The organism is Streptomyces omiyaensis (assembly GCF_014650895.1).
In the GTDB taxonomy this organism is placed as follows: Bacteria; Actinomycetota; Actinomycetes; order Streptomycetales; family Streptomycetaceae; genus Streptomyces; species Streptomyces omiyaensis.
Genome location: NZ_BMVV01000023.1, coordinates 1 through 19268 on the forward strand (window position 1 = coordinate 1; position 19268 = coordinate 19268).

14 protein-coding genes, 1 tRNA gene and 1 pseudogene are annotated in these 19268 nt (G+C 76.1%); 8 read left to right on the plus strand and 8 right to left on the minus strand.

Features of this window, described 5'->3' with window-relative positions; all coding sequences use genetic code 11:
- Window positions 1-1067: 1067 nt before the first annotated feature.
- On the plus strand, window positions 1068-2288 hold the full coding sequence (locus tag IE287_RS29145) for a S8 family peptidase (RefSeq protein ID WP_189852216.1): 1221 nt from the start codon (window positions 1068-1070) through the stop codon (window positions 2286-2288).
- A gap of 64 nt (window positions 2289-2352) precedes the next feature.
- Here IE287_RS29145 and IE287_RS29150 read toward each other — a convergent pair whose 3' ends face one another.
- The 4 genes from IE287_RS29150 to IE287_RS29165 all read right to left on the minus strand — a co-directional run bounded on the left by IE287_RS29150 (window position 2353) and on the right by IE287_RS29165 (window position 6219).
- Window positions 2353-4776 (minus strand): hypothetical protein, encoded by a 2424-nt coding sequence (locus tag IE287_RS29150; RefSeq protein ID WP_229883803.1) that lies wholly within the window; start codon window positions 4774-4776, stop codon window positions 2353-2355.
- 3 nt (window positions 4777-4779) lie between these two features.
- A tRNA-Pro gene (locus IE287_RS29155) sits at window positions 4780-4851 on the minus strand.
- A gap of 94 nt (window positions 4852-4945) precedes the next feature.
- Window positions 4946-5590, minus strand: coding sequence for an L-threonylcarbamoyladenylate synthase (locus IE287_RS29160; protein ID WP_189852217.1), 645 nt, complete (start codon window positions 5588-5590; stop codon window positions 4946-4948).
- Complete coding sequence (locus IE287_RS29165; protein WP_189852218.1) at window positions 5587-6219, minus strand: carbonic anhydrase; 633 nt, start codon at window positions 6217-6219, stop codon at window positions 5587-5589. The genes IE287_RS29160 and IE287_RS29165 overlap by 4 nt, the downstream gene beginning before the upstream one ends.
- A 721-nt stretch (window positions 6220-6940) precedes the next feature.
- Here IE287_RS29165 and IE287_RS29170 point away from each other — a divergent pair.
- Window positions 6941-7210 (plus strand): annotated as a pseudogene (locus IE287_RS29170) (hypothetical protein); the annotation flags it as partial.
- Window positions 7211-7217: 7 nt separating this feature from the next.
- On the opposite strand, the gene IE287_RS29175 reads toward IE287_RS29170, so the two are convergent.
- Window positions 7218-7946 (minus strand): hypothetical protein, encoded by a 729-nt coding sequence (locus tag IE287_RS29175; RefSeq protein WP_189852220.1) that lies wholly within the window; start codon window positions 7944-7946, stop codon window positions 7218-7220.
- 1111 nt (window positions 7947-9057) lie between these two features.
- Between IE287_RS29175 and IE287_RS38810 the strand changes: the two genes are divergently transcribed.
- Window positions 9058-9588 carry an SAV_915 family protein gene (locus IE287_RS38810; RefSeq protein ID WP_308436893.1) on the plus strand — a complete coding sequence of 177 codons (531 nt, stop codon included), beginning with the start codon at window positions 9058-9060 and terminating at the stop codon, window positions 9586-9588.
- Complete coding sequence (gene lysA, locus IE287_RS29185; protein ID WP_189852221.1) at window positions 9585-10961, plus strand: diaminopimelate decarboxylase; 1377 nt, start codon at window positions 9585-9587, stop codon at window positions 10959-10961. Before IE287_RS38810 ends, lysA begins: the two co-directional genes overlap by 4 nt.
- A 21-nt stretch (window positions 10962-10982) precedes the next feature.
- Here the strand turns inward: lysA and IE287_RS29190 are convergent, their stop codons facing one another.
- Window positions 10983-11993: a phosphotransferase gene (locus IE287_RS29190; RefSeq protein ID WP_189852222.1), complete on the minus strand. Its 1011-nt coding sequence runs from the start codon at window positions 11991-11993 to the stop codon at window positions 10983-10985.
- 227 nt (window positions 11994-12220) lie between these two features.
- On the opposite strand from IE287_RS29190, the gene IE287_RS29195 reads away from it, so the two are divergent.
- Together IE287_RS29195 and IE287_RS29200 are read left to right on the plus strand one after the other, a co-directional pair.
- On the plus strand, window positions 12221-12568 hold the full coding sequence (locus IE287_RS29195) for a hypothetical protein (protein WP_229883804.1): 348 nt from the start codon (window positions 12221-12223) through the stop codon (window positions 12566-12568).
- Between the two features lie 100 nt (window positions 12569-12668).
- Window positions 12669-13847, plus strand: coding sequence for an alpha-hydroxy-acid oxidizing protein (locus IE287_RS29200; RefSeq protein ID WP_189852223.1), 1179 nt, complete (start codon window positions 12669-12671; stop codon window positions 13845-13847).
- A 244-nt stretch (window positions 13848-14091) separates the two neighbouring features.
- On the opposite strand, the gene IE287_RS39345 is transcribed toward IE287_RS29200, so the two are convergent.
- Window positions 14092-14307: a CBS domain-containing protein gene (locus IE287_RS39345; protein ID WP_308436894.1), complete on the minus strand. Its 216-nt coding sequence runs from the start codon at window positions 14305-14307 to the stop codon at window positions 14092-14094.
- Window positions 14308-14527: 220 nt separating this feature from the next.
- On the opposite strand from IE287_RS39345, the gene IE287_RS29210 reads away from it, so the two are divergent.
- Both IE287_RS29210 and IE287_RS29215 read left to right on the plus strand, forming a co-directional pair.
- Window positions 14528-15988 carry a basic amino acid/polyamine antiporter gene (locus IE287_RS29210; RefSeq protein ID WP_189852224.1) on the plus strand — a complete coding sequence of 487 codons (1461 nt, stop codon included), beginning with the start codon at window positions 14528-14530 and terminating at the stop codon, window positions 15986-15988.
- Window positions 15989-16039: 51 nt separating this feature from the next.
- Window positions 16040-17302 (plus strand): arginine deiminase, encoded by a 1263-nt coding sequence (locus IE287_RS29215; protein WP_189852225.1) that lies wholly within the window; start codon window positions 16040-16042, stop codon window positions 17300-17302.
- A 10-nt stretch (window positions 17303-17312) separates the two neighbouring features.
- On the opposite strand, the gene IE287_RS29220 is transcribed toward IE287_RS29215, so the two are convergent.
- Window positions 17313-18884 (minus strand): pectate lyase family protein, encoded by a 1572-nt coding sequence (locus tag IE287_RS29220; RefSeq protein WP_189852226.1) that lies wholly within the window; start codon window positions 18882-18884, stop codon window positions 17313-17315.
- Window positions 18885-19268 lie beyond the last annotated feature (384 nt).

Here is a 19268-nt window from a genome sequence, read left to right on the forward strand (position 1 = left end):
GGGGGGAGCGCGGCCCTGGAGATCACCGACCGCACGCTGACGGCGGACGTGGCGGCGGCGCTGAGGTACTGGCCCGGTGTCCTCCGGGCGGGGCGGAAGGACCCTCTGGAGCCGGTGGACCTCACCGTGCTGCCGCCCTTCCTCGACGGGGTGCTGCGGGAACTGCCCTGGTGGAACCGCGACTGGAGGGTCGGTCACGTCGAGCCGGCGCTTCCCCTGGAGATCGAGGGCGATCACCACGGTCTGCCGCCGGGGTTCACCGAGGTGTCCGTGCCCGGCACGGTCGGTTCCGGCGGTGGCGAGAGCCTGCCCTTCGTGGCGAAGGTCGGGTTCGCGGGCGAGCGGCTGATCCGCTTCCGGGCCAAGATCGGCGACGTGCTCCCCGGTCCCGCCGTCACGCCCGCCGGGCAGCTGGAGCCGCATCCGTTCGGGAGGGCTTTCGGCGGGTTGACGGACCTGCGGGGGATCCCGGTCGGGACGATGGCGAGGGGAACCGGGCTGTCGACGTCCACCGTCCGCATGCCGCGCAGCGGCAGGCACCACCCGGATGCGCTTCTCGTCCGGGAGGTCGCCCGCGTCCTGGGCCTGTCCGAGGCGGACGTCAGGGTCGTCGCCGGACTCGACGACGCCGGTGCGCGGTACCCGGCCGCCGCCGCCCCCCCACGCGGCGCTCCAGGGACCGCCCCGCTCCCGTACCGCTCCGCCCCGCTCCCGGGACCGCCGCGCGGGCGCCCACCCGCACGCGGTTCCGCCGCACGCTCCGTCCGGCTTTCGTGCGGTCGCGTCCGGTGGCCGGTCCTGGTGGGTGGCGGCCGGATCGTGACGGTGGTGGGGGAGGGGTGGTTCGTGGGGTTTCGGCCGGGGATCGGAGGGGTCTCCGTGTCCGCAGCGTGTCGGATGCATGACAAGAGGTCAACTTCCTTGATCCGCCCGGGCGATGGGGCACAGGCTTCTGCCCACGCCGAGCGGAGGACCCCCTCCCCGGCGGCGTGTGCGACCGCACGCGACCCCCACGAACCGCGCCGCCCGACCCCAGGGCGCGCCGCCAAGAGGAGGAACCCCTCACCATGGCACTCCCCACGAACCGCACCGCCCGCCGGGCGCTGATCGCCTCCGCCGCCACCGTCGCCGCCCTCGCGACCGGCCTCACCGTGGCGCCCGCGCAGGCCGCCCCGGCCCCCGTCGAGGGCGTCGTCCTCGCGGCCGGCTCGCCCGACGCCGTCGCCGGCAGCTACCTCGTCACGCTCAAGCCGGGCGCCGGCTTCGCCGCCGGGTCGGCCGAGGGCCGGGGCCTGATAGCCGGGTACGGCGGCAAGGTGGGCAAGACCTTCGGCGCGGCCCTCAACGGCTACACCGTCACCCTCGGCGCCGCGGCCGCCCGCCGCCTCGCCGCCGACCCCGCGGTGGCGACCGTCGAGCAGAACCAGGTCGTCCGCGCCGACGCCACCCAGACCAACGCGCCCTGGGGCCTCGACCGCATCGACCAGGCCTCCCTCCCGCTCTCGGGCACCTACACGTACCCGGACGGCGCGGGCGCCGGCGTCACCGCCTACGTCATCGACACCGGCGTGCGCATCAGCCACAGGGAGCTCGCCGGCCGGGCCGTCAACGGCTACGACGCCGTCGAGGGCGACACGGTCGCGCAGGACGGCAACGGGCACGGCACCCACGTCGCCACCACCATCGCCGGCTCCACCTACGGCGTGGCCAAGGCCGCCAAGGTCGTCGCCGTCCGCGTCCTCGACGCCAACGGCTCCGGCACCACCGCCGGTGTCGTCGCCGGCATCGACTGGGTCACCTCCCACCACGCCGCCGGAGCCCCGGCCGTCGCCAACCTCTCCCTCGGCGGCGGGGCCTCCACCACGCTCGACAACGCGGTCAAGCGCTCCATCGCGGACGGGGTCACCTACGCGGTCGCCGCCGGCAACTCCGGCGTGAACGCCCAGAACTCCTCGCCCGCCCGCGTCACCGAGGCCATCACCGTCGGCGCCACGAGCAACACCGACGCGAAGGCCGGCTGGTCCAACTACGGCGCCGTCCTGGACCTGTTCGCCCCCGGCGTCTCCATCACCGCCGGCTGGCACACCGGGGACACCGCGACCAACACCATCTCCGGCACCTCGATGGCCGCCCCGCACGTCGCCGGCGCCGCCGCCGTCTACCTCGCCGGCCACACCTCGGCCACCCCCGCCCAGGTCGCCACCGCCCTCGTGAACGGCGCCACCCCCAACAAGGTCACCAGCCCGGGCAGCGGCTCCCCGAACCGCCTCCTGCGCCTCGTCCCGTAACCCCGCGCGGACGGAGAAGGACCGTGCCCCGGCGTCCCCCCGCGGACGCCGGGGCACGGCCGCCTCACTTCCAGGGGTCGGGCCGCAGCCAGTGCTCCGACACCGTCCATCCGGTCAGCCGCCGGGCCCTCCCCGCCCGGGCCGTCCCCGCCGCGTCGAACAGCCCGCCCTCGGCCACGTGCCGCAGGCCCAGCAGCGCGGGCGCCAGCCGGGACGCCACCGGCGCACGGCGTGCCGCCCGCGCCGGCAGCCACTCCAGGACCCGGTCCCGCTCGGCCTCCCCGCACAGCGACAGGTGGAAGACCATCTGCCGCCAGGCGTACGCGGCGTCCTTCAGGCCCCTCAGCGGGTAGGGGGCCCGGCGCGCCCGCTCCGTCAGCCGGCAGACCGTGCCGAAGCAGCGGCGCGCGGCCTCCGCCCAGCCCGGCTCCGGCGCGATCCCGACCCGCCGCACCAGCGTCGCCAGGTTGTGCGTGGTGAGGATCTGCGCCTGCTCGATCACCATGCCGTTCCCCGCGACGGAGTCGTGGCCCCCCGGCCGGCCCGCCCGGGTGCGGCACAGCCGGGCGAACTCCGCGAGCGCGTCGGCCTCCTGGCGCCGGGCCTCCCGGCGCCCGGTTCCCCGCCCGCGCCCGTCGCCGCCCGGGAACGGTCCGGCCCGCCGCGCGGCCAGGGCGCCGAGCTCCGCGTAGTCGATGCCGTAGTACCGCTCGTACAGCGAGCCCCCGCCCAGGAGTTCGGCCGCGATCCCCGCCGAGGCGAGGAACTTCCCGCTGAACCGGCCCATGAAGATGTCCGCGGCCAGCTCCTCCGTCAGCGGCGCGTCCAGCCCCGACGCGTCGAGCAGCGCGCCGAGTTCGCGCACCAGCGGGTTCGGCAGCAGGGTGCCGGGGAAGTGCTCCACCGCCGTCTCCGCCAGGGTCCGCGCGGCCGCGGCCGCCGAGCCCCGGGTGGTGGCGTCGCCCCGCGCGTGCCCGCTCACCGCCCGCACCCACGGCAGCTCCTCCGGAGCCACCTGGCGCGCGAGGTGGAGCAGCAGCAGGGAGCGGCGGTTGCGGAAGGCGCGGTAGTTCGCCGCCATCAGCACGCGCAGCTCCGGGTCCCGGTAGACCGCGGTCCGCTCGGCGGCGACCAGCCGGGGCACCAGCTCGGCCATCGCCTCAGCCGAGGGGACGATCCCGGACGCGACCAGCACGCCGAGCGGCGCACTGCGCGCCCCGTCGACCACCCGCCGCACCGACGGCGGCACTTCGGCGCCCTCGGGCACGCCGGTGCGCCGCTCCTCGGCCGCCGTCACGGGCGCCACGAACGGGGCCGCGTCGACGACCCCCGCCTCCTGGGGCAGCCCCGCCAGCCGTTCCGCGACCAGGTGCGCCAGCGTGTGATGCGCGGGGAGCGCCGCCCGGGCGGCCTGCCCTCCCCGCAGCGCCGCGTGCCGCTCCGAGCCGGGAAGGCCCCGCTTCCGCACCATCCCCGTGACCGCCACCCGCACCAGCCCGGCCCGTCGCGCGTCCAGCTCCCGCCCGGAGACCAGCTCCGCCAGCGCGCCGCGCAGGATCCCCTCGTTGCTCCCCGGCCTCCGGTGCCGGCCGGTGAGCGGATGGGCGGCGAGCAGCCGCTCGTACCGGTCGAGCAGCGCCCGTCCCCGGGCCGTCCAGGCCCCCTCCGGCGCGACGCCCGGCCGCACCACCCCCTCGGGGCCCGTCAGCTCCAGCCAGTGCCGGAGGAGTTCGTCGGCGAACGGGCGCCATACGCCGAGCGCCTCGCGCTGCGCCTCCACGGCCCGCTTCGGACCCCTGGCGGTCAGGGTCTCCCGCGCCTGCCCGACCGTGGAGCGGTGCACCGCGCCCGGCTCCGGCACCGGAAGGTCCGCGGGACGCTCCGCCCCGCCCGTCGCCGAGGGGCGCCCCGTCGGCCGCGGCAGGAAGCACAGCCGGTCCGCGAACGGCCTCAGGGAACCGACCAGTCCGACCGCGGCGTCGGTCTCGCCCGCCCGGACCAGCCACGCCACCGTCAGGAGGGCGGCCTCCTCCGGCAGCCCCACTTCGTAGCGGCCCGAGTCGAGCAGCTCCCACAGGGCGGCGAGACCCGGCTCGGTCAGGTGGTGGGCGAAGACCGCCGCCCGTTCGGCGGGCACCCCGGCGCGGTGGGCGGCCTCCCTCTCGAACTCCCGGAGCGGCCCTCCGGCCCGCGCCGAACCGGTCGCGAAACCACCGTGCAGGACCTCGGGCGTCACCCAGGCGGGCAGCTCCGTCACCGGTGTGCGCGAACCGATCCGCAGGGTGCCGGACGCCATCCCCGCCGGCACGTCCTGCCAGCCGCGGGCCCGCTCCCCGGCGCGTTCCCGGGTGGCGGGGTCGGGATGGGTGAGGGCCGTGGTGAAGGCCCTGGCCAGCTGTCGCCGGACGTGGCAGGGGGAGGCGCCGGAGGGAGCCGGCTGCGCGGACGGCGCGGGCATCGGAGGCTGCTGATCAGCGTGCGTGTTCATGAGCCGACGTGGCGGGTGCCGCCCCCGCGCCCTCCGGGTCCCGAGCCCGGCGCTCTCCTGCTGAGCTACACGTCGATGCCGTCAGACGGTAGCCACCGCCCCGGGCCCGGGCAACGGAGATTCCGGTGGGCCCGGGCCGGGGCGGCGGGAGAGGGGGCGGACGGAGGGGTCAGGGGACGATCAGGTCCGGGACGAGCGCGCGGAGTTCCGCCACGGGCAGCACGCCGTCGCGGACGAGCACCGGGGTGCCGCCGCTGAGGTCGACGATCGACGACGAGACCGCTCCGGGGGTCCCGCCCCCGTCGAGGTACACCGCCACCGCGTCGCCGAGCATTCGCCGGGCGGCGTCGCAGTCCTGCGGGGACGGGTGGTCCGTGAGGTTGGCGCTGGAGACCGCCAGGGGGCCCGTCGCCGCGAGCAGCTCCAGGGTGAGCGGGTGGTCGGGCATCCGGACGGCCACCGTGCCGCCGGTCTCGCCGAGGTCCCAGTCGAGCGACGCCCGGTGACGGACGACCAGGGTCAGGCCGCCCGGCCAGAAGGCGTCGATCAGCGCCCGGGCCGCGTCCGGGAGGTCGTCCGTCAGTTCGCCGAGGGCGGCGGCCGAGGGGACGAGGACGGGGGAGGGCTTGTGACGGCCGCGGCCCTTCGCCGCCAGGAGCGAGGCGACCGCCTTCGGGTCGAAGGCGTCCGCCCCGACCCCGTACACGGTGTCCGTCGGCAGGACCACGAGCTCGCCGCGGCGCACCGCTGCCGTGGCCTCCGCGAGGCCCGCCGCGCGGGCCGCCGGGTCGGAGCAGTCGAAGCGGGCCGTCACGCCGGGGTTCCCTCCTCGGCCAGGACGCCGTGCGTGGAGACCAGGCGGGCGTTGCCCTCGGCCAGCGCGTAACCGAGGCCGACGATGCCGATCTCGCCCGCCGCCACCTGGTCGGAGAGCAGCCGGGAGCGGTCCAGGAGCAGGTTCGCGGTGTGCCGGATGTGCTCGTCGATGATGTCGCTGTCCGCCGTCAGGCCGGCGGTACGGGCCGCCAGTATGCTCGGCGTCACACGCTCCACGACGTCCCGCACGAAGCCGCTCGCCGCGAAGCCGTCCTCCACGGCCGCGCGGGCCGCGGCGACCGCGCCGCAGGAGTCGTGGCCGAGGACGACCACCAGGCGGGCGCCGAGGACGCTCGTCGCGTACTCCACGCTGCCCAGGACCTCCGGGCCGACGACGTGACCGGCGGTGCGGACGACGAACAGGTCGCCGAGGCCCCGGTCGAAGATGATCTCGGCGGCGAGCCGCGAGTCGGAACAGCCGAGGATCACGGCGAACGGGTCCTGGCCGGGCGCGAGCTCCGTGCGGCGGGCGGCGTCCTGGTTCGGGTGCTCGGGCGTGCCCGAGACGAAGCGACGGTTGCCTTCGAGAAGGGCGTCCAGGGCAAGGGCCGGAGAGGTTCTGGGCATGCCGCCACCCTATGCGCGCCCCCCGCCTCCCGCGCTACCGGGTAGGCCCTCGCCGGGCCTCCTTGTGACGGATCGCACCCGCCCCTCACGCGCCCCCCGGCGTGCGCGTGAGCGGCGCCCACGGCCGACGCGCCCCCGGCGCGGGTGCGCCCCCGCGCCGGACCCCCGGCGGTTCCCGTCACGTACCGCTCGCTTCCGGCCGGAAACCGCCGGCGGCCACCGCCCCGCCCGTGCCCCGACTATCCTGCGGCCCCACCCTCCGCCCCCTCTCCGCGCCGCCCTACCGGGCCCGTTCCGCCCCGGCCCGGACCCCGCCGCGGCCGGCCGCGTCCGGCCGCGTCCGGCGCCCCGCCGCCGTTCGGCGCGCCCCCGCCCCCGCCCCCGGCCGCGGGCCGTCCGACGGCGGCCGTCCGGTCGCCCCGGGCCGATGGATCCGTGGTCTCCCGCCTCCGGGCAGACCGCTTCGCCTCCCTTCCGCGAGGGGTTCCTCCGCATGCCGTCCTCCGCGCCGCCCCGCCGGCTCCCTCCACACCCGTCCCGGTTCCCCCACCTCCGGCAGGACCACCTGGAGCAGGCGGGTCGGACGGAGCACGGGGGAGAGGGGAGCGGACGGGGGAGAGGGGAGCGGACGGGGGAGACCGCGCGGGCCGGGGACGCGGGGGCCGGGGGTGCGGGGGCCGGAGGCGCGGGCCGTCCCGCCCCGGACGATGCGCGCCCCGTCGCGGGCGTGCTGCGCGTGCGGCTCAGCGGCGGTGCGACCTTCCTCCGGCTGCCGAAAGTGCTCGACGCCCTCGAAGCGCTCCCGCGCGACCGGCCGGTGGAGGTGGACCCGTCGGGTCTGCACCACCTCGACCGCGCCTGCCGCGCGGCGAGGACCGCGTGGGCCGAACGGCACGCGGCGGCCGGATCCCACCCCGTACGCCTCCTGCCCCTCCCGGACCGTCCGCCGGGGACGGGCACCGCGCCGGCCCCCTCGGCCGCCGGTCCGTGAGGCGGTGTCAGTCCGTCGCGTCCCAGGCGCGCGTGAGCCCGTCCAGCCAGGCGGGGGGAAGCTCCGCCGCGTCCCACTCCTCGCGCAGCTCGGCCGGGCGGACGGCGAGCCGTTCCAGGACGGCGAGGCTCGTGGGGGAGTGGACCAGGGTGTAGCGCCCGTGGATGGCGATCGCGCTGCCCGGCCCGTACGTGGCGTAGAGCCGCTCCAGATGGGACCGGTGGTCCGTCGCGAAGGCCGTCAGGCGGCCCGGATAGGCCGCCCGCTGGCGTACCCCCATCGTGGCGAGCGCCGAGGCGAGGACCTGCTCCGTCACCTCGGGGTCGAGGTCGGACTCCTCGGAGAAGGAGAGGAACAGGGGGACGACGGCGACCTTGGCGCGCTCGACCTCCATCCGGCCGACCGGCGGCCGGTCGTCGGGGTCCGTGCCGGGCTCCACCGCGACGGCCGCGTCCAGGGCCCGGTCGGCGAGGCCCGCGAGCCCGTCCGTGACGGCTCGTGAGCCGTCGCGCCAGCCCTCCGCGTACGGCTCGCCGCTCCCGGGCGGGGCCTGCCGCCCGTCGCCGGACAGCGACGCGTGGGCGACGGCGAGCGCGCCCGCCTCGACGAGGCCGATCAGCTCCTCGGCGTCCCCGGAGTACACCCCCGCCCGTGCGAGGAGCTGGAGGAGCGTCGTCCTCGCGTTGTCGACGCTGGCGGCGTCGAGCCGGAGCCGTTCTTCCCGGGCGGCGGTCATCGGTGGTCCTCCTCCTCGCTGTACCGGCGCGCACGGGTGCGGCGGACGCGCCTGCGAGGACGCGGCGATCACGGGCCCGCGCCACGCTCCCCTCGCGGCGGCGCACGTACGGGACCGGTGATCGGGTCCTCGATCGCCGAGGTTTCCAGCTCCCCCGGCCCTCCGTCCAGCCGACGTTCCGGTCCCCTCCCACCCGGCACGCGGTGCCATGAGGATCTTCCGGCCGGTCCGGGCGGCGAGAACCCCCTCCTGTCGGGAGAGTTGATACCCCCTCCAGGTATTGCGGACCGAGCTCGGTCGCGGGGCCGTCGGACGGAACGGAGACACCACGTGCCAGTGGGGTGCCGGAACGCCGGCCGGACGGAGGACCGGTGGCGCGTTCGAGGCGGGCGTCGGGATCCGGGGAGAGGAGGAGCCGGAGGGCGGGGCCGAGTCCGCCCGCGCGGTACCGGCCGGCCGCCAGGAGGCCGATGCGGTACCGGAGTTCGTCGGGCCCGGCCTGCTTGCGCGCCACGCCGTTCCGGAGGGTGCCGGCCCGCCGCCGGAGCGCTTCGGCGCGCTCCTCGGCGCCGTTGTACCGCTCCGTCGCCCGGGTCGCCTCCTCGTGGAGCCCGTCGATCCGCGCCCGGCCGCCCTTCCCGGTGGGGCCGGGCAGCGGACCGGCCGTCGCCTGCTGGGCGGAGAGGGCGACGGCGGCGGCCGCCGCCGCGGTCACGACACCGGCGTAGCGGGGGTGCGGCTGCTTCGGGCGACGGTGCGACGGCACGGTGGAGCTCCCTCTTCTCGGACGCCGGCCCGTCCCGGACGGCCCGGCTCGGCCGGCGGTGCGCACGTCCGTGAATGCTGAGCGGCTTGGGTGAATGGAAGCATTGAGTGATCGGGACGGGAGGGGTGGGGCGGGCGAGGCGGGTGACAGGGGCGGACGGCCGGAGCGGGTCGGGTGCGTCGGCAGGCTCGGGGCGTCCGGGCGTGCCGATCGCGTCAAGAGTCGGCCCCGTCGGCGTCAGGACCGCGTCAGGGACGCGGACGAACCCCGCTCCGGCGGGCAAGGCTGCGGGGAAGCGCCCCGCCGGACCGCCGCCGGAGCCGCGACCCGTCCCAGGAGGAGCCCATGCCCCGCACCCCGCACTCCGCCGACCGAACCCCGGCCGACCGAGAACCCGCCGACCGAACCCCGGCCGAGCGGGAGTCCGCCGAACCCGCCGAACCCGCCGAACCCTCCGAACCCGCCCCGGCCGGACGCCTCTGCGTGCCCGTCCGGCCGGGAGCCCACGGCGTCACCGCGCGCCTCTTCCGCACGCCCGTCGGCTCCCGTACGGCCGTCGCCTTCACCACCCCCGAACGGCTCCGCGCCACCCTCGGCGCGGCCCACCCCTGGATCCCGCTCTCCGAGCCCGCGCTGCGCGCCCTCGCCCGGCCCCTCGGCGTTCGCGCCCTCACCGTCGACCCCGTCCTCACGGCCCCGTTCGCCCGAGCCGACGGCACCCTCCCGGCCCTCGCGCCCACCCCGGCCCTCGCGCCCGCCCCCACACCGCCCTCGCCCCCGGCCTCAGCCCCGTCCCCGGCGGCCCCCGTACCACCGTCCCCCGGCGCGCGGTGCGCCCGCCGGTTCGACGCCACCGCGAGGGGGAAGGCCGCATGACCGTCACCGAGCTGCCCAGTCCCAGTCCCGGCCCCAGTCCCAGCCCCGGGGCCGAAGCCGCCGCACGGCTGCGCGAGTTCTCCGTCTGGCCCGCCACCGCCACCGAGGAACCGGGCGGACGCGTCCTCCTCGCCGGGGTGCCGCTGGCCGACATCGCCGACGCCCACGGCACGCCCGTCTACGTCCTCGACGAGGCCGAGATCCGCGACCGCTGCCGCACCTACCGCGCCGCCTTCCCCGAGGCCGGGGCCGACGTGCACTACGCGGCCAAGGCGTTCCTCTGCCGCGGGCTGGTCCGGCTGGTCGAAGAAGAGGGCCTCGGACTCGACGTCTGCTCCGCCGGTGAGCTCGAGCTCGCCGTCACCGCGGGCTTCCCGCCCGAGCGGATCCTGCTGCACGGCAACGCCAAGTCCCCGGCCGACCTCGACACCGCGCTGCGCCTCGGCGTCGGCCGGATCGTCATCGACAGCCCGGCCGAGATCGCCCGGATCGCCGCCGCCGTCGGACCCCACGGCCACCAGAGGGTCATGCTCCGCGTCACCCCCGGCATCGCCGCCGGAGGCCACGCCAAGATCCGCACCGGCACGGACGGGCAGAAGTTCGGCCTCTCCCTGCGCGACGGGCACGCCCAGCACGCCGTCGCCCGCGTCCTCGGCCGGCCGCAGCTCGAACTCACCGGCCTGCACTGCCACATCGGCTCCCAGATCACCGACGCCAAGCCCTACCTCACCGCCCTGCGCCGGCTCGTCGGACTGATGGCGCGGATCCGCGACGTCCACGGCGTCGTGCTGCCGGAGCTCGACCTCGGCGGCGGCCACGGCATCGCCTACCGGCCCGGCGACCCGGTCCTCGACCCGACCGCCCTCGCCCGCCGCCTCCGCACCGCCCTCGGGGAGGGCTGCGCCGCCGCCGGACTCCCGGTGCCCCGGCTGCTGGTCGAACCCGGGCGCGCCGTCGTCGGACCGGCCGGGGTCGCCGTCTACCGGGTCCTCGCCGTGAAGACGACCGCAGGGCGCAGCTTCGCCGCCGTCGACGGCGGCATGGGCGACAACCCGCGCCCCGCGCTCTACGGGGCGCGGTACGCACCCCGCCTGATCGGCCGCCGTTCCACCGCGCCGGTCGTCCGTACGACGGTCGCCGGCCGCCACTGCGAGGCGGGCGACCTCCTCGCGGAGGACGTCGGCCTCCCCGCCGACCTCCGCCCCGGCGACCTGCTCGCGGTCCCCGTGGCCGGCGCCTACCACCTGTCGATGGCCTCCCCGTACAACCTCGTCGGGCGGCCGCCGGTCGTCGCGGTCCGCGACGGCGCCGCCCGGCTGCTCGTCAGGAGGGAGACCCTGGAGGACCTGCGGGCCCGGGACGTCGGCCTGTAGGGGCCGACGGTCCCGGCGGGGTCACCACGCGTCGGCGGCGGCGAAGAGCTCGCGCACCCAGTAGGCGCTCGCCTCCTCGCTGTCGCCGGTCGGCGTGCCGGGGAAGAGCCGGAACCAGGAGCCCGCCCGTCCCAGCGCCGCCAGCCGGACCGCGAGCGCCGCCGCCCGCCGCAGCTCCGCCGCCGACGGGCCGAGGCCGGTCCAGTGCTCCAGGTACGCGTCCACCATCGGGGCGACGTGCCCGGGGCCGTACCGCTCCCGCACCTCGCGGACCGGCACCAGGAGGCTGCCGAAGGGGTGCGCGACGCAGGCGTCGCCCCAGTCGAAGAAGGTGAAGCGGCCGGGGGCCGGGGCGAGGACCTGCCCGTCGTGCAGGTCGCAGTGGTCGAGCGAGTCGGGCAGGCCGTACGCGTCGAGCTCGTCGCACAGCCCGACGAGCCGGGGGCGGCGGCGCAGCAGCGCGGCCCGCTCGGCGGCGTCGAAGAGGGGGTTGGCGGCGACCAGCGCGTCGAAGGCGGCCGGCAGGTCCCGGGTCCGGGCCCCGGGCACCCCGAGGCCGTCGAGCCGGTCCGCGTACGGGACGATCCGCCGCTGGAACTCCCCGTACCGCCCCAGCGCCGTCGCCCACGCCTCCGGGCCGGCCGCGCCCGCGTCCAGCACCCCGCGGAACAGCGGCCCGCCGTCGGGCAGCAGCGACCAGCCGCGCTCCGCGTCCACCGCGAGCGGGGTCATCACGTGCTCCGGCGCCCACGCGGCGAGCGCCCCGGCGAGCCCGGCCTCGAAGGCGTTCGACGGGGCGCCCGCCTTCAGCCACACCGCGTCCCGCTCGCCCCGGCCGGTGCGGAAGCGGACGAGGACCGACCACGGCCGCACCCGGACCTCGCGCGCCCCGCACTCGGCCGCCCCGTGCCGGGCCAGGACCCGCTCGGCCCAGCCGAGCACCTCCCGCCGCCACTCCTCGTCGTCCCAGGGGGTCACCGCGTCCGGGAACCGTCCCCGGTCCACCACCGTCGTCCACTCGCACGTGCGCATCCGCCGATTCCACCACCGGCCCGGCCCCGGACGCACCGGAATATGCGGGCACCGCCCACCCGGCGCGCTCCGGGAACCGAGGCCTAGACTCCCCCGGCGACCCGGCGACCCGGCGACCCGGCGACCCGGCGACCCGGCGACCCGGCGACCCGGCGACCCGGCGACCCGGCGACCCGGCGACCCGGCGACCCCGTCAGCCCCCAGTCACCCGAGGAGGAGGCCCCCTCATGGAAGCCCCGGAGCCCCGTGAGCTCCGCAATGTCCGGACGGTGCCCGAGGCGCCGGTGCCCTCCCCGCTGACCGACGAGGAGGAACGCCGCTTCCGGGCCGTCCTCCTCGCAGAACTGGGCCACGAGGTCTCCGCGCGCGGCCGGGCGAGCTTCCCCGCCCACACCCCCGAGGACCGCCGGCGGCTCCTCGACGTCGCCCGCCGCCTCGGCGAGCTCTGGGGGCAGCCGGTCGCGGCGGTGCCCGTCGACGAACTCCGCATGTGCCTCCACCTGCCCGGCCACGGTCCCGGCGGGCCCGCGGACGGGCCCGCGGAGCGGCGCCCTCCCTCCGTCGGCACCGCCTGACGCCGGGCCATGGCGCTCCGGCCCGCGGACTGGCACCGTGGGCGCCACCGGCGGCCGGGGCGGGCCCGGCCCGGGACGGCGACGGAAGGACGGTGCCCCGATGAGCGGCGCGTTCGGCGGGCGGTACGGCGACTACCAGAACGAGATCTACCTCGCCGGACTCGGCGGGGTCCTCCCCGCCCTGCCCATGACCTACGCCGAACTGGAGGCCCGCGCGGGCGCGGCGCTGCCGCCCTCGGTGCTGTCGTACGTGGCGGGCGGGGCCGGTGGCGAGTTCACCCAGCGGGCGAACGTGGCCGCCTTCGAACGGTGGGGCCTGGTGCCCCGGATGATGGTCGGCGCCACCACGCGCGACCTCGGCGTCGACCTCTTCGGGCTCCGGCTCCCGTCCCCGCTGTTCATGGCGCCGGTCGGCGTCATCGGGCTCTGCGCGCAGGACGGGCACGGGGACCTGGCCACCGCGCGCGCGGCCCGCCGCACCGGGGTGCCCATGGTCGCCTCCACGCTGAGCGTGGACCCGATGGAGGAGGTCGCCGCCGAGTTCGGCGACACCCCCGGCTTCTTCCAGCTCTACACGCCCACCGACCGGGACCTCGCCGAGAGCCTCGTCCGGCGGGCCGGGGCGGCGGGCTTCAAGGGGATCGTCGTCACCCTCGACACCTGGGTCACCGGCTGGCGCCCCCGCGACCTCGCGGCGAGCAACTTCCCGCAGCTGCGCGGCCACTGCCTGGCCAACTACACCTCCGACCCGGTCTTCCGCGCCCGCCTCGCCAAGGCGCCCGAGGAGGACCCCGGCGCCGCGATCCTCGAATGGGTCGGCCTCTTCGGCAACCCCCTCACCTGGGCCGACCTGCCCTGGCTGCGCTCGCTCACCGACCTGCCCCTGATCCTCAAGGGGCTCTGCCACCCCGAGGACGTGCGCCGCGCCCGCGACGGCGGGGTGGACGCCGTCTACTGCTCCAACCACGGCGGACGGCAGGCCGACGGCGGACTGCCCGCCCTCGACGCCCTCCCCGGCGTCGTCGAGGCCGCCGACGGACTGCCGGTGCTCTTCGACTCCGGCGTCCGCACCGGCGCGGACGCCGTCAAGGCGCTCGCCCTCGGCGCCACCGCCGTCGGCGTCGGACGCCCCTACGCGTACGGCCTGGCGGCCGGCGGCGAGGACGGCGTCGTGCACGTCCTGCGCGCCCTCCTCGCCGAGGCGGACCTCCTCATGGCCGTCGACGGCTATCCGGCCCTCGCGGACCTGCGCGCGGAGGGGGCCCTCCGCCGCCTCTGACCCCCCGGGGCCGGGCCCGCGGGAGCCGGGCGGGCGGCAGGCGGCCGGCCGGGAGACGCCGGAGACCGGATCGCCGACGGTGCTGTCCGGCAGCCTGCGGGCCACGTCCGCCTGGGAGGTGATCCCGACGAGGACGTGCCCGTCGATCACCGGGACGCGGCGGATCCGCCGGTCGGCCATCAGCCCCAGGACCCGCTCCTGCGAGTCGTCGGCGCCGACCGTCACGCGTTCGCCCCGGGCCGGCTCACCGGCGGTGCACGCGGCCGGATCCCGCCCCCCGGCCGACCACCCGGACCACGATGTCGCGGTCGGTGAGCATGCCCTTCAGGCGCTCGTCGGGCCCGCGGACCGGCAGCGCGCCGACGTCGAGCTCGACCGTCTTCCGGGCGGCGTCCACCGCGCTCTCCTCACTCCGGACGCAGGTCACGTCCGGGGTCATGATGTCGCGTGCCGTGGCCATGGCGATCCCCCTTCCCCGTTCGCGGGCCCATGAGTTCACGGGCTCGTGAGCTCAGGGGCCCGTACGCGCGGCGGCTGCCCCGTCCGCCGGGCGGCATGCGCGACCCGCCGACCCTCCGGAGGGAACAAAAGCGACATAGGGGCTGATGGCGGATTAGAGTCTGATCGGCCCGACACCCTTCATCCCGCGCCCCCGGCGCGCGCACCGGCGAGGTACGCCCATGACCACAGCGGAACCCGGCGCCGAGGCGGCCTCCGGCGGTGCCGCACCGGCGGTCAAGCTCAGCCTCCTCACCCTCACCGCGATGGTCGTCGGCTCCATGGTCGGCGCCGGCGTCTTCTCGCTGCCCCGGCGCTTCGCCCAGGAGACCGGCGTCGCGGGCGCCCTCATCGCCTGGGCGGTGGCCGGCACCGGCATGCTGATGCTGGCCTTCGTCTTCCAGACGCTCGCCGTGCGCCGCCCCGACCTGGACGCGGGCGTCTACGCGTATGCCAAGGCCGGCTTCGGCGAGTACCTGGGATTCTTCTCCGCCTTCGGCTACTGGGCCAGCGCCTGCGTCGGCAACGTCACCTACTGGGTCCTCATCATGTCGACGATCGGCGCCGTGGCGCCCTCCCTCGGCGACGGGGACACCGCCCTCGCGATCGTCCTCTCCTCGGTCGGCCTCTGGGGCTTCTTCCTGCTCATCCGGCGCGGGGTCAAGGAGGCGGCGGCGATCAACCGGATCGTCACGGTCGCCAAGATCGTGCCCATCCTCGTCTTCGTCCTCCTGGCCGTCTTCTGCTTCGAGCCCGCCGTCTTCGCCGACAACTTCGGCGGAGCCGACTACGCCGGCTCCCTCTTCGACCAGGTCCGCGGCACCATGCTCGCCACCGTCTTCGTCTTCCTCGGCGTCGAGGGCGCCAGCGTCTACTCCCGGCACGCCCGGCGGCGCGAGGACGTCGGCCGCGCCACGGTCCTGGGCTTCCTCAGCGTCTTCGCCGTCTTCGCCTCGGTCACCATCGTGTCGTACGGCATCCTGCCCATGAGCGAGATCGCCGAGCTGCGCCAGCCCTCCATGGCGGGCGTCCTGGAGGCCGCCGTCGGCACCTGGGGCAAGGTCTTCGTCAGCGTCGGCCTCATCGTCTCCGTCCTCGGCGCCTACCTGGCGTGGACCCTGATGGCCGCCGAGGTCCTCTTCGTCGCCGCCAAGGACGACGACATGCCCCGCTTCCTCGGCCGCGCCACGAAGGACGACGTGCCCGCGCCCGCGCTCCTCATGACCACCGCGCTGAGCCAGGTCGTGCTCGTCGTCACGGCCTTCTCCGACGACGCCTTCAACTTCGCCCTCGACCTGACCAGCGCCCTCAGCCTCATCCCCTTCCTCCTGGCCGCGGCCTTCGCCCTCAAGATCGCCCTGCGCCCCCGGGAGAACGCGGTGACCGGGACGAGCACCCGGCGCGAGCTCGTCGTCGCCGCCGTCGCCACCCTGTACACCGCCTTCCTGCTCTTCGCGGCCGGGCTCAAGTTCGTCCTCGTCTCCCTGATCCTCTACGCCCCCGCCACCCTGCTCTTCGCCAAGGCCCGCCGCGAGCAGGGCCGGCGCCTCTTCTCCCCGCGCGAGGCGGTCGTCTGCGCCGTCTCCGTGGCCGGTGCCGTCGTCGGCGTCGTCGCCCTCGCCGCCGGCTGGATCGAGCTCTGACCCCGTCCGCACCCCGTCCACCCCCGCACCGCCCTCCCGGAAAGGCCGGCGATGAACCCCGAAACCCCCGCTGCCGCCCGCCCCCTCGGCGTCCACTCCGAGGTCGGCCGGCTCCACAAGGTCCTCGTCTGCTCGCCGGGCCTGGCACACCGCCGGCTGACCCCGACCAACTCCGACGACCTCCTCTTCGACGACGTCATGTGGGTGGAGAACGCCCAGCGCGACCACGCCGACTTCGTCAACAAGCTGGTCCAGCGCGGGGTCGAGGTCGTCGAACTGCACAACCTGCTCACCGAGACCATGGCCCTCCCCGAGGCGAGGGCCTGGCTGCTCGACCGCAAGATCGTCGCCAACGAGGTGGGCCTCGGCCTCATCGAGGACACCCGGGCCTTCCTCGACTCCCTCGCCCCGCGCGAACTGACCGGCTACCTGATCGGCGGCCTGTCCACCGCCGACCTGCCCCGGGACGTCCGCTCCGGATACGCCGCCCTGGCCCGCGAGGGCGTCGGCGCCCGCGAGTACCTGATGCCGCCGCTGCCCAACACCCTCTACACCCGGGACACCACCTGCTGGCTGTACGGCGGGGTGACCCTCAACCCGCTCTACTGGCCCGCCCGGCACGGCGAGACCCTGCTCATGAAGGCGGTCTACACCCACCACCCCGACTACAAGGACGCCACCGTCTGGTGGGGGGACCCCGAGCGGGACTGGGGCCAGGCCACCTTCGAGGGCGGCGACATCATGCCGGTCGGCAACGGCGTCGTCCTCATGGGCATGAGCGAACGCACCTCGCGCCAGGCCATCACCCAGGTCGCCCGCGCCCTCTTCGAGAACGGCGCCGCCGAGCACGTCGTCGTGGCGGGCATGCCCAAGCTCCGCTCGGCCATGCACCTCGACACCGTCTTCACCTTCGCCGACCGCGACGTCGTCACGCTCTACCCGAGGATCGTGGACGCCGTGCACAGCTTCTCGCTGCGGCCCTCCGACCGCGCCCCCGGCGTCGAGATCACCGACGAGGGCGACGCCCCCTTCACGGACGTCGTCGCCAAGGCCCTCGGCCTGCCCGGCCTGCGGGTCATCGAGACCGGCGGCGACGTCTACGCCTCCGAGCGCCAGCAGTGGGACAGCGGCAACAACGCCGTCGCCCTGGAGCCGGGCGTGGTCTTCACCTACGACCGCAACACCCAGACCAACACGCTGCTGCGGAAGGCGGGCGTCGAGGTCATCACCATCGTCGGCGCGGAGCTGGGCCGCGGACGCGGCGGCGGCCACTGCATGACCTGCCCCCTCGTCCGCGACCCCGTCGACTTCTGAGGCCGGACCGCTACGCGTACGTCTCGAACTCGGCGACGCGCGGAGTGCCGGTGGCCCCCGTGATCTCGAAGGTGACCTTGCTCAGCGAGGTCGCCGGGAAGGAGACCGCGCCGGCCGCGCCGCCGGTGGCGAGCACGGCCCCGGTGTCGGCGTTCAGCAGGCGCCAGCCGGTGACGGTGCCGGCCCCGGCGGCCTCGCGGACGCGGACCGACGAGATCGTCTTCGGGGAGCCCCACTTGACCGAGACGGAACCGGTGGTGCCGACGGGCGACCAGTAGGTGGCGGCATCGCCGTCCCGGACGTTGCCGTAGCTGGTGCCGTCGGCCTTGCTGGAGCCGTCCGCACCGGCACCGATGCTGAGGTTGGTGCCGGACGGCGGGGCGGTCGTCGCGGTGGCCGTCGGCGTCGGCGTCGGGGTGGGCGTGGGCGTCGCGGTGGCGGTCGGGGTGGGCGTCGGGCTCGGCGTCTGCGGGGTGCAGGAGCCGTCGGAGACGAGCAGGCCCTTGCCCGCGCCGGCCGTCCGCGCCACCACGTCCGGGACGCAGGAGGCGCTGTCGGGGGAGTAGCCGTAGGGGATCGACACGGTCGTGTTGGAGACCGGGTTCGGGCCGGCCGGACGGTAGTCGGTGCCGGCGGGGGACCAGGTGACGTCGTCGAAGACGTTCCCGGCGACCTGCCAGTAGCCGGCCGCGTCGGTGTAGAAGGTGCCGAGGACGTCCTTCGAGTCCTCGAAGTAGTTGTTCTCCACCTTGGCGCGGGCCCCGGCGCGGGAGTTGATGCCCGACTCGTTCAGCTGCCGGTAGTGGTTGTTGTACATGTGGGCGGTGCCGCCGCGCAGCAGCGGGGCGCGCGAGTCGATGTTCTCGTACAGGTTGTGGTGGTAGGTGATGAAGCCGTTGCTGAGCTCGGTCTCGCTGGAGCCGACCAGGCCGCCGCGGCCGGAGTTGCGCAGCACGCTGTAGGAGAGCGTCACGTACTGCGTGTTGTCCTTCATGTCGAACAGCCCGTCGAAGCCCTCGGACTCGCCGCCGGACGCCTCCAGGGTGACGTGGTCCACCCAGACGTTGCGGACGTCGCTCTCCATGCCGATGGCGTCGCCGCCGTTGGAGGTGGGGGAGCCGGACTTCTTCACGTTCCGGACGGTGACGTTCTGGAGGATGATGTTGCTCGACTCGCGGATGTGGATGCCGACCTGGTCGAAGACGGCGCCCGCGCCGACGCCGACGATCGTCACGTTGCTGATCTGCTTCAGCTCGATGACCCCGGCGGCGGTGTTGCAGCTGTCGCCGGACACCTTGGCCGTGTTGGCGTGGTTGATCGTGCCCTCCACCTGGATGGTGATCGGGGTGCTGCTGCTCGCGCGCCCGCAGAGGGCCGCGTGGATCTCGGTGCCGGTGGTGGCCCGGACGGTCTGTCCGCCCGCGCCGCCGGTGGTCCCGCCGTTCTGGCTCGCGTAGCCGGTGGCGCCGGCGGTCACGGCGGCCGAGGCTTCCGGGATGGTCAGGACCGCACCGGTGGCGGCCGCGACCGCCATGGTGGCCAGAGCCGCCCGGAGTCGCGTGGAGGGGGAACGTCGTCCCATGCTCGCCTGCCCTTTCGTAGACGCCCGCGCGGTCGCGGACGTGTATGTCGTCGTCAGCCCCGTCCCTGGAGAAACGCAACATGGAAAGCGCTCTCTAGAAAGCGCTTTCGGCGCGTGACGATAGGGGCGGCGGCGTGTGCCTGACAAGACTTCGGACAGGACTGGCCCCGCTTCGCGCGGGACGGACGGGGCGGAGCGGCCGTGGAGCGGCCTCGGGGCCGGGGGGCCGGCGGACCGGCGCGGCATCCGCCCGCACCCAGGAGCGGACCGCCCGGCGCGACGCCCCGGGCTCCCGGCGGACCGTGCGCGGCCCCTGCCGGCGGGTCGTGCCGACCGGCCCCCGGGCGCACCCGGCTCGCGGCGCCGCCTCCCGGCAGGGGCATG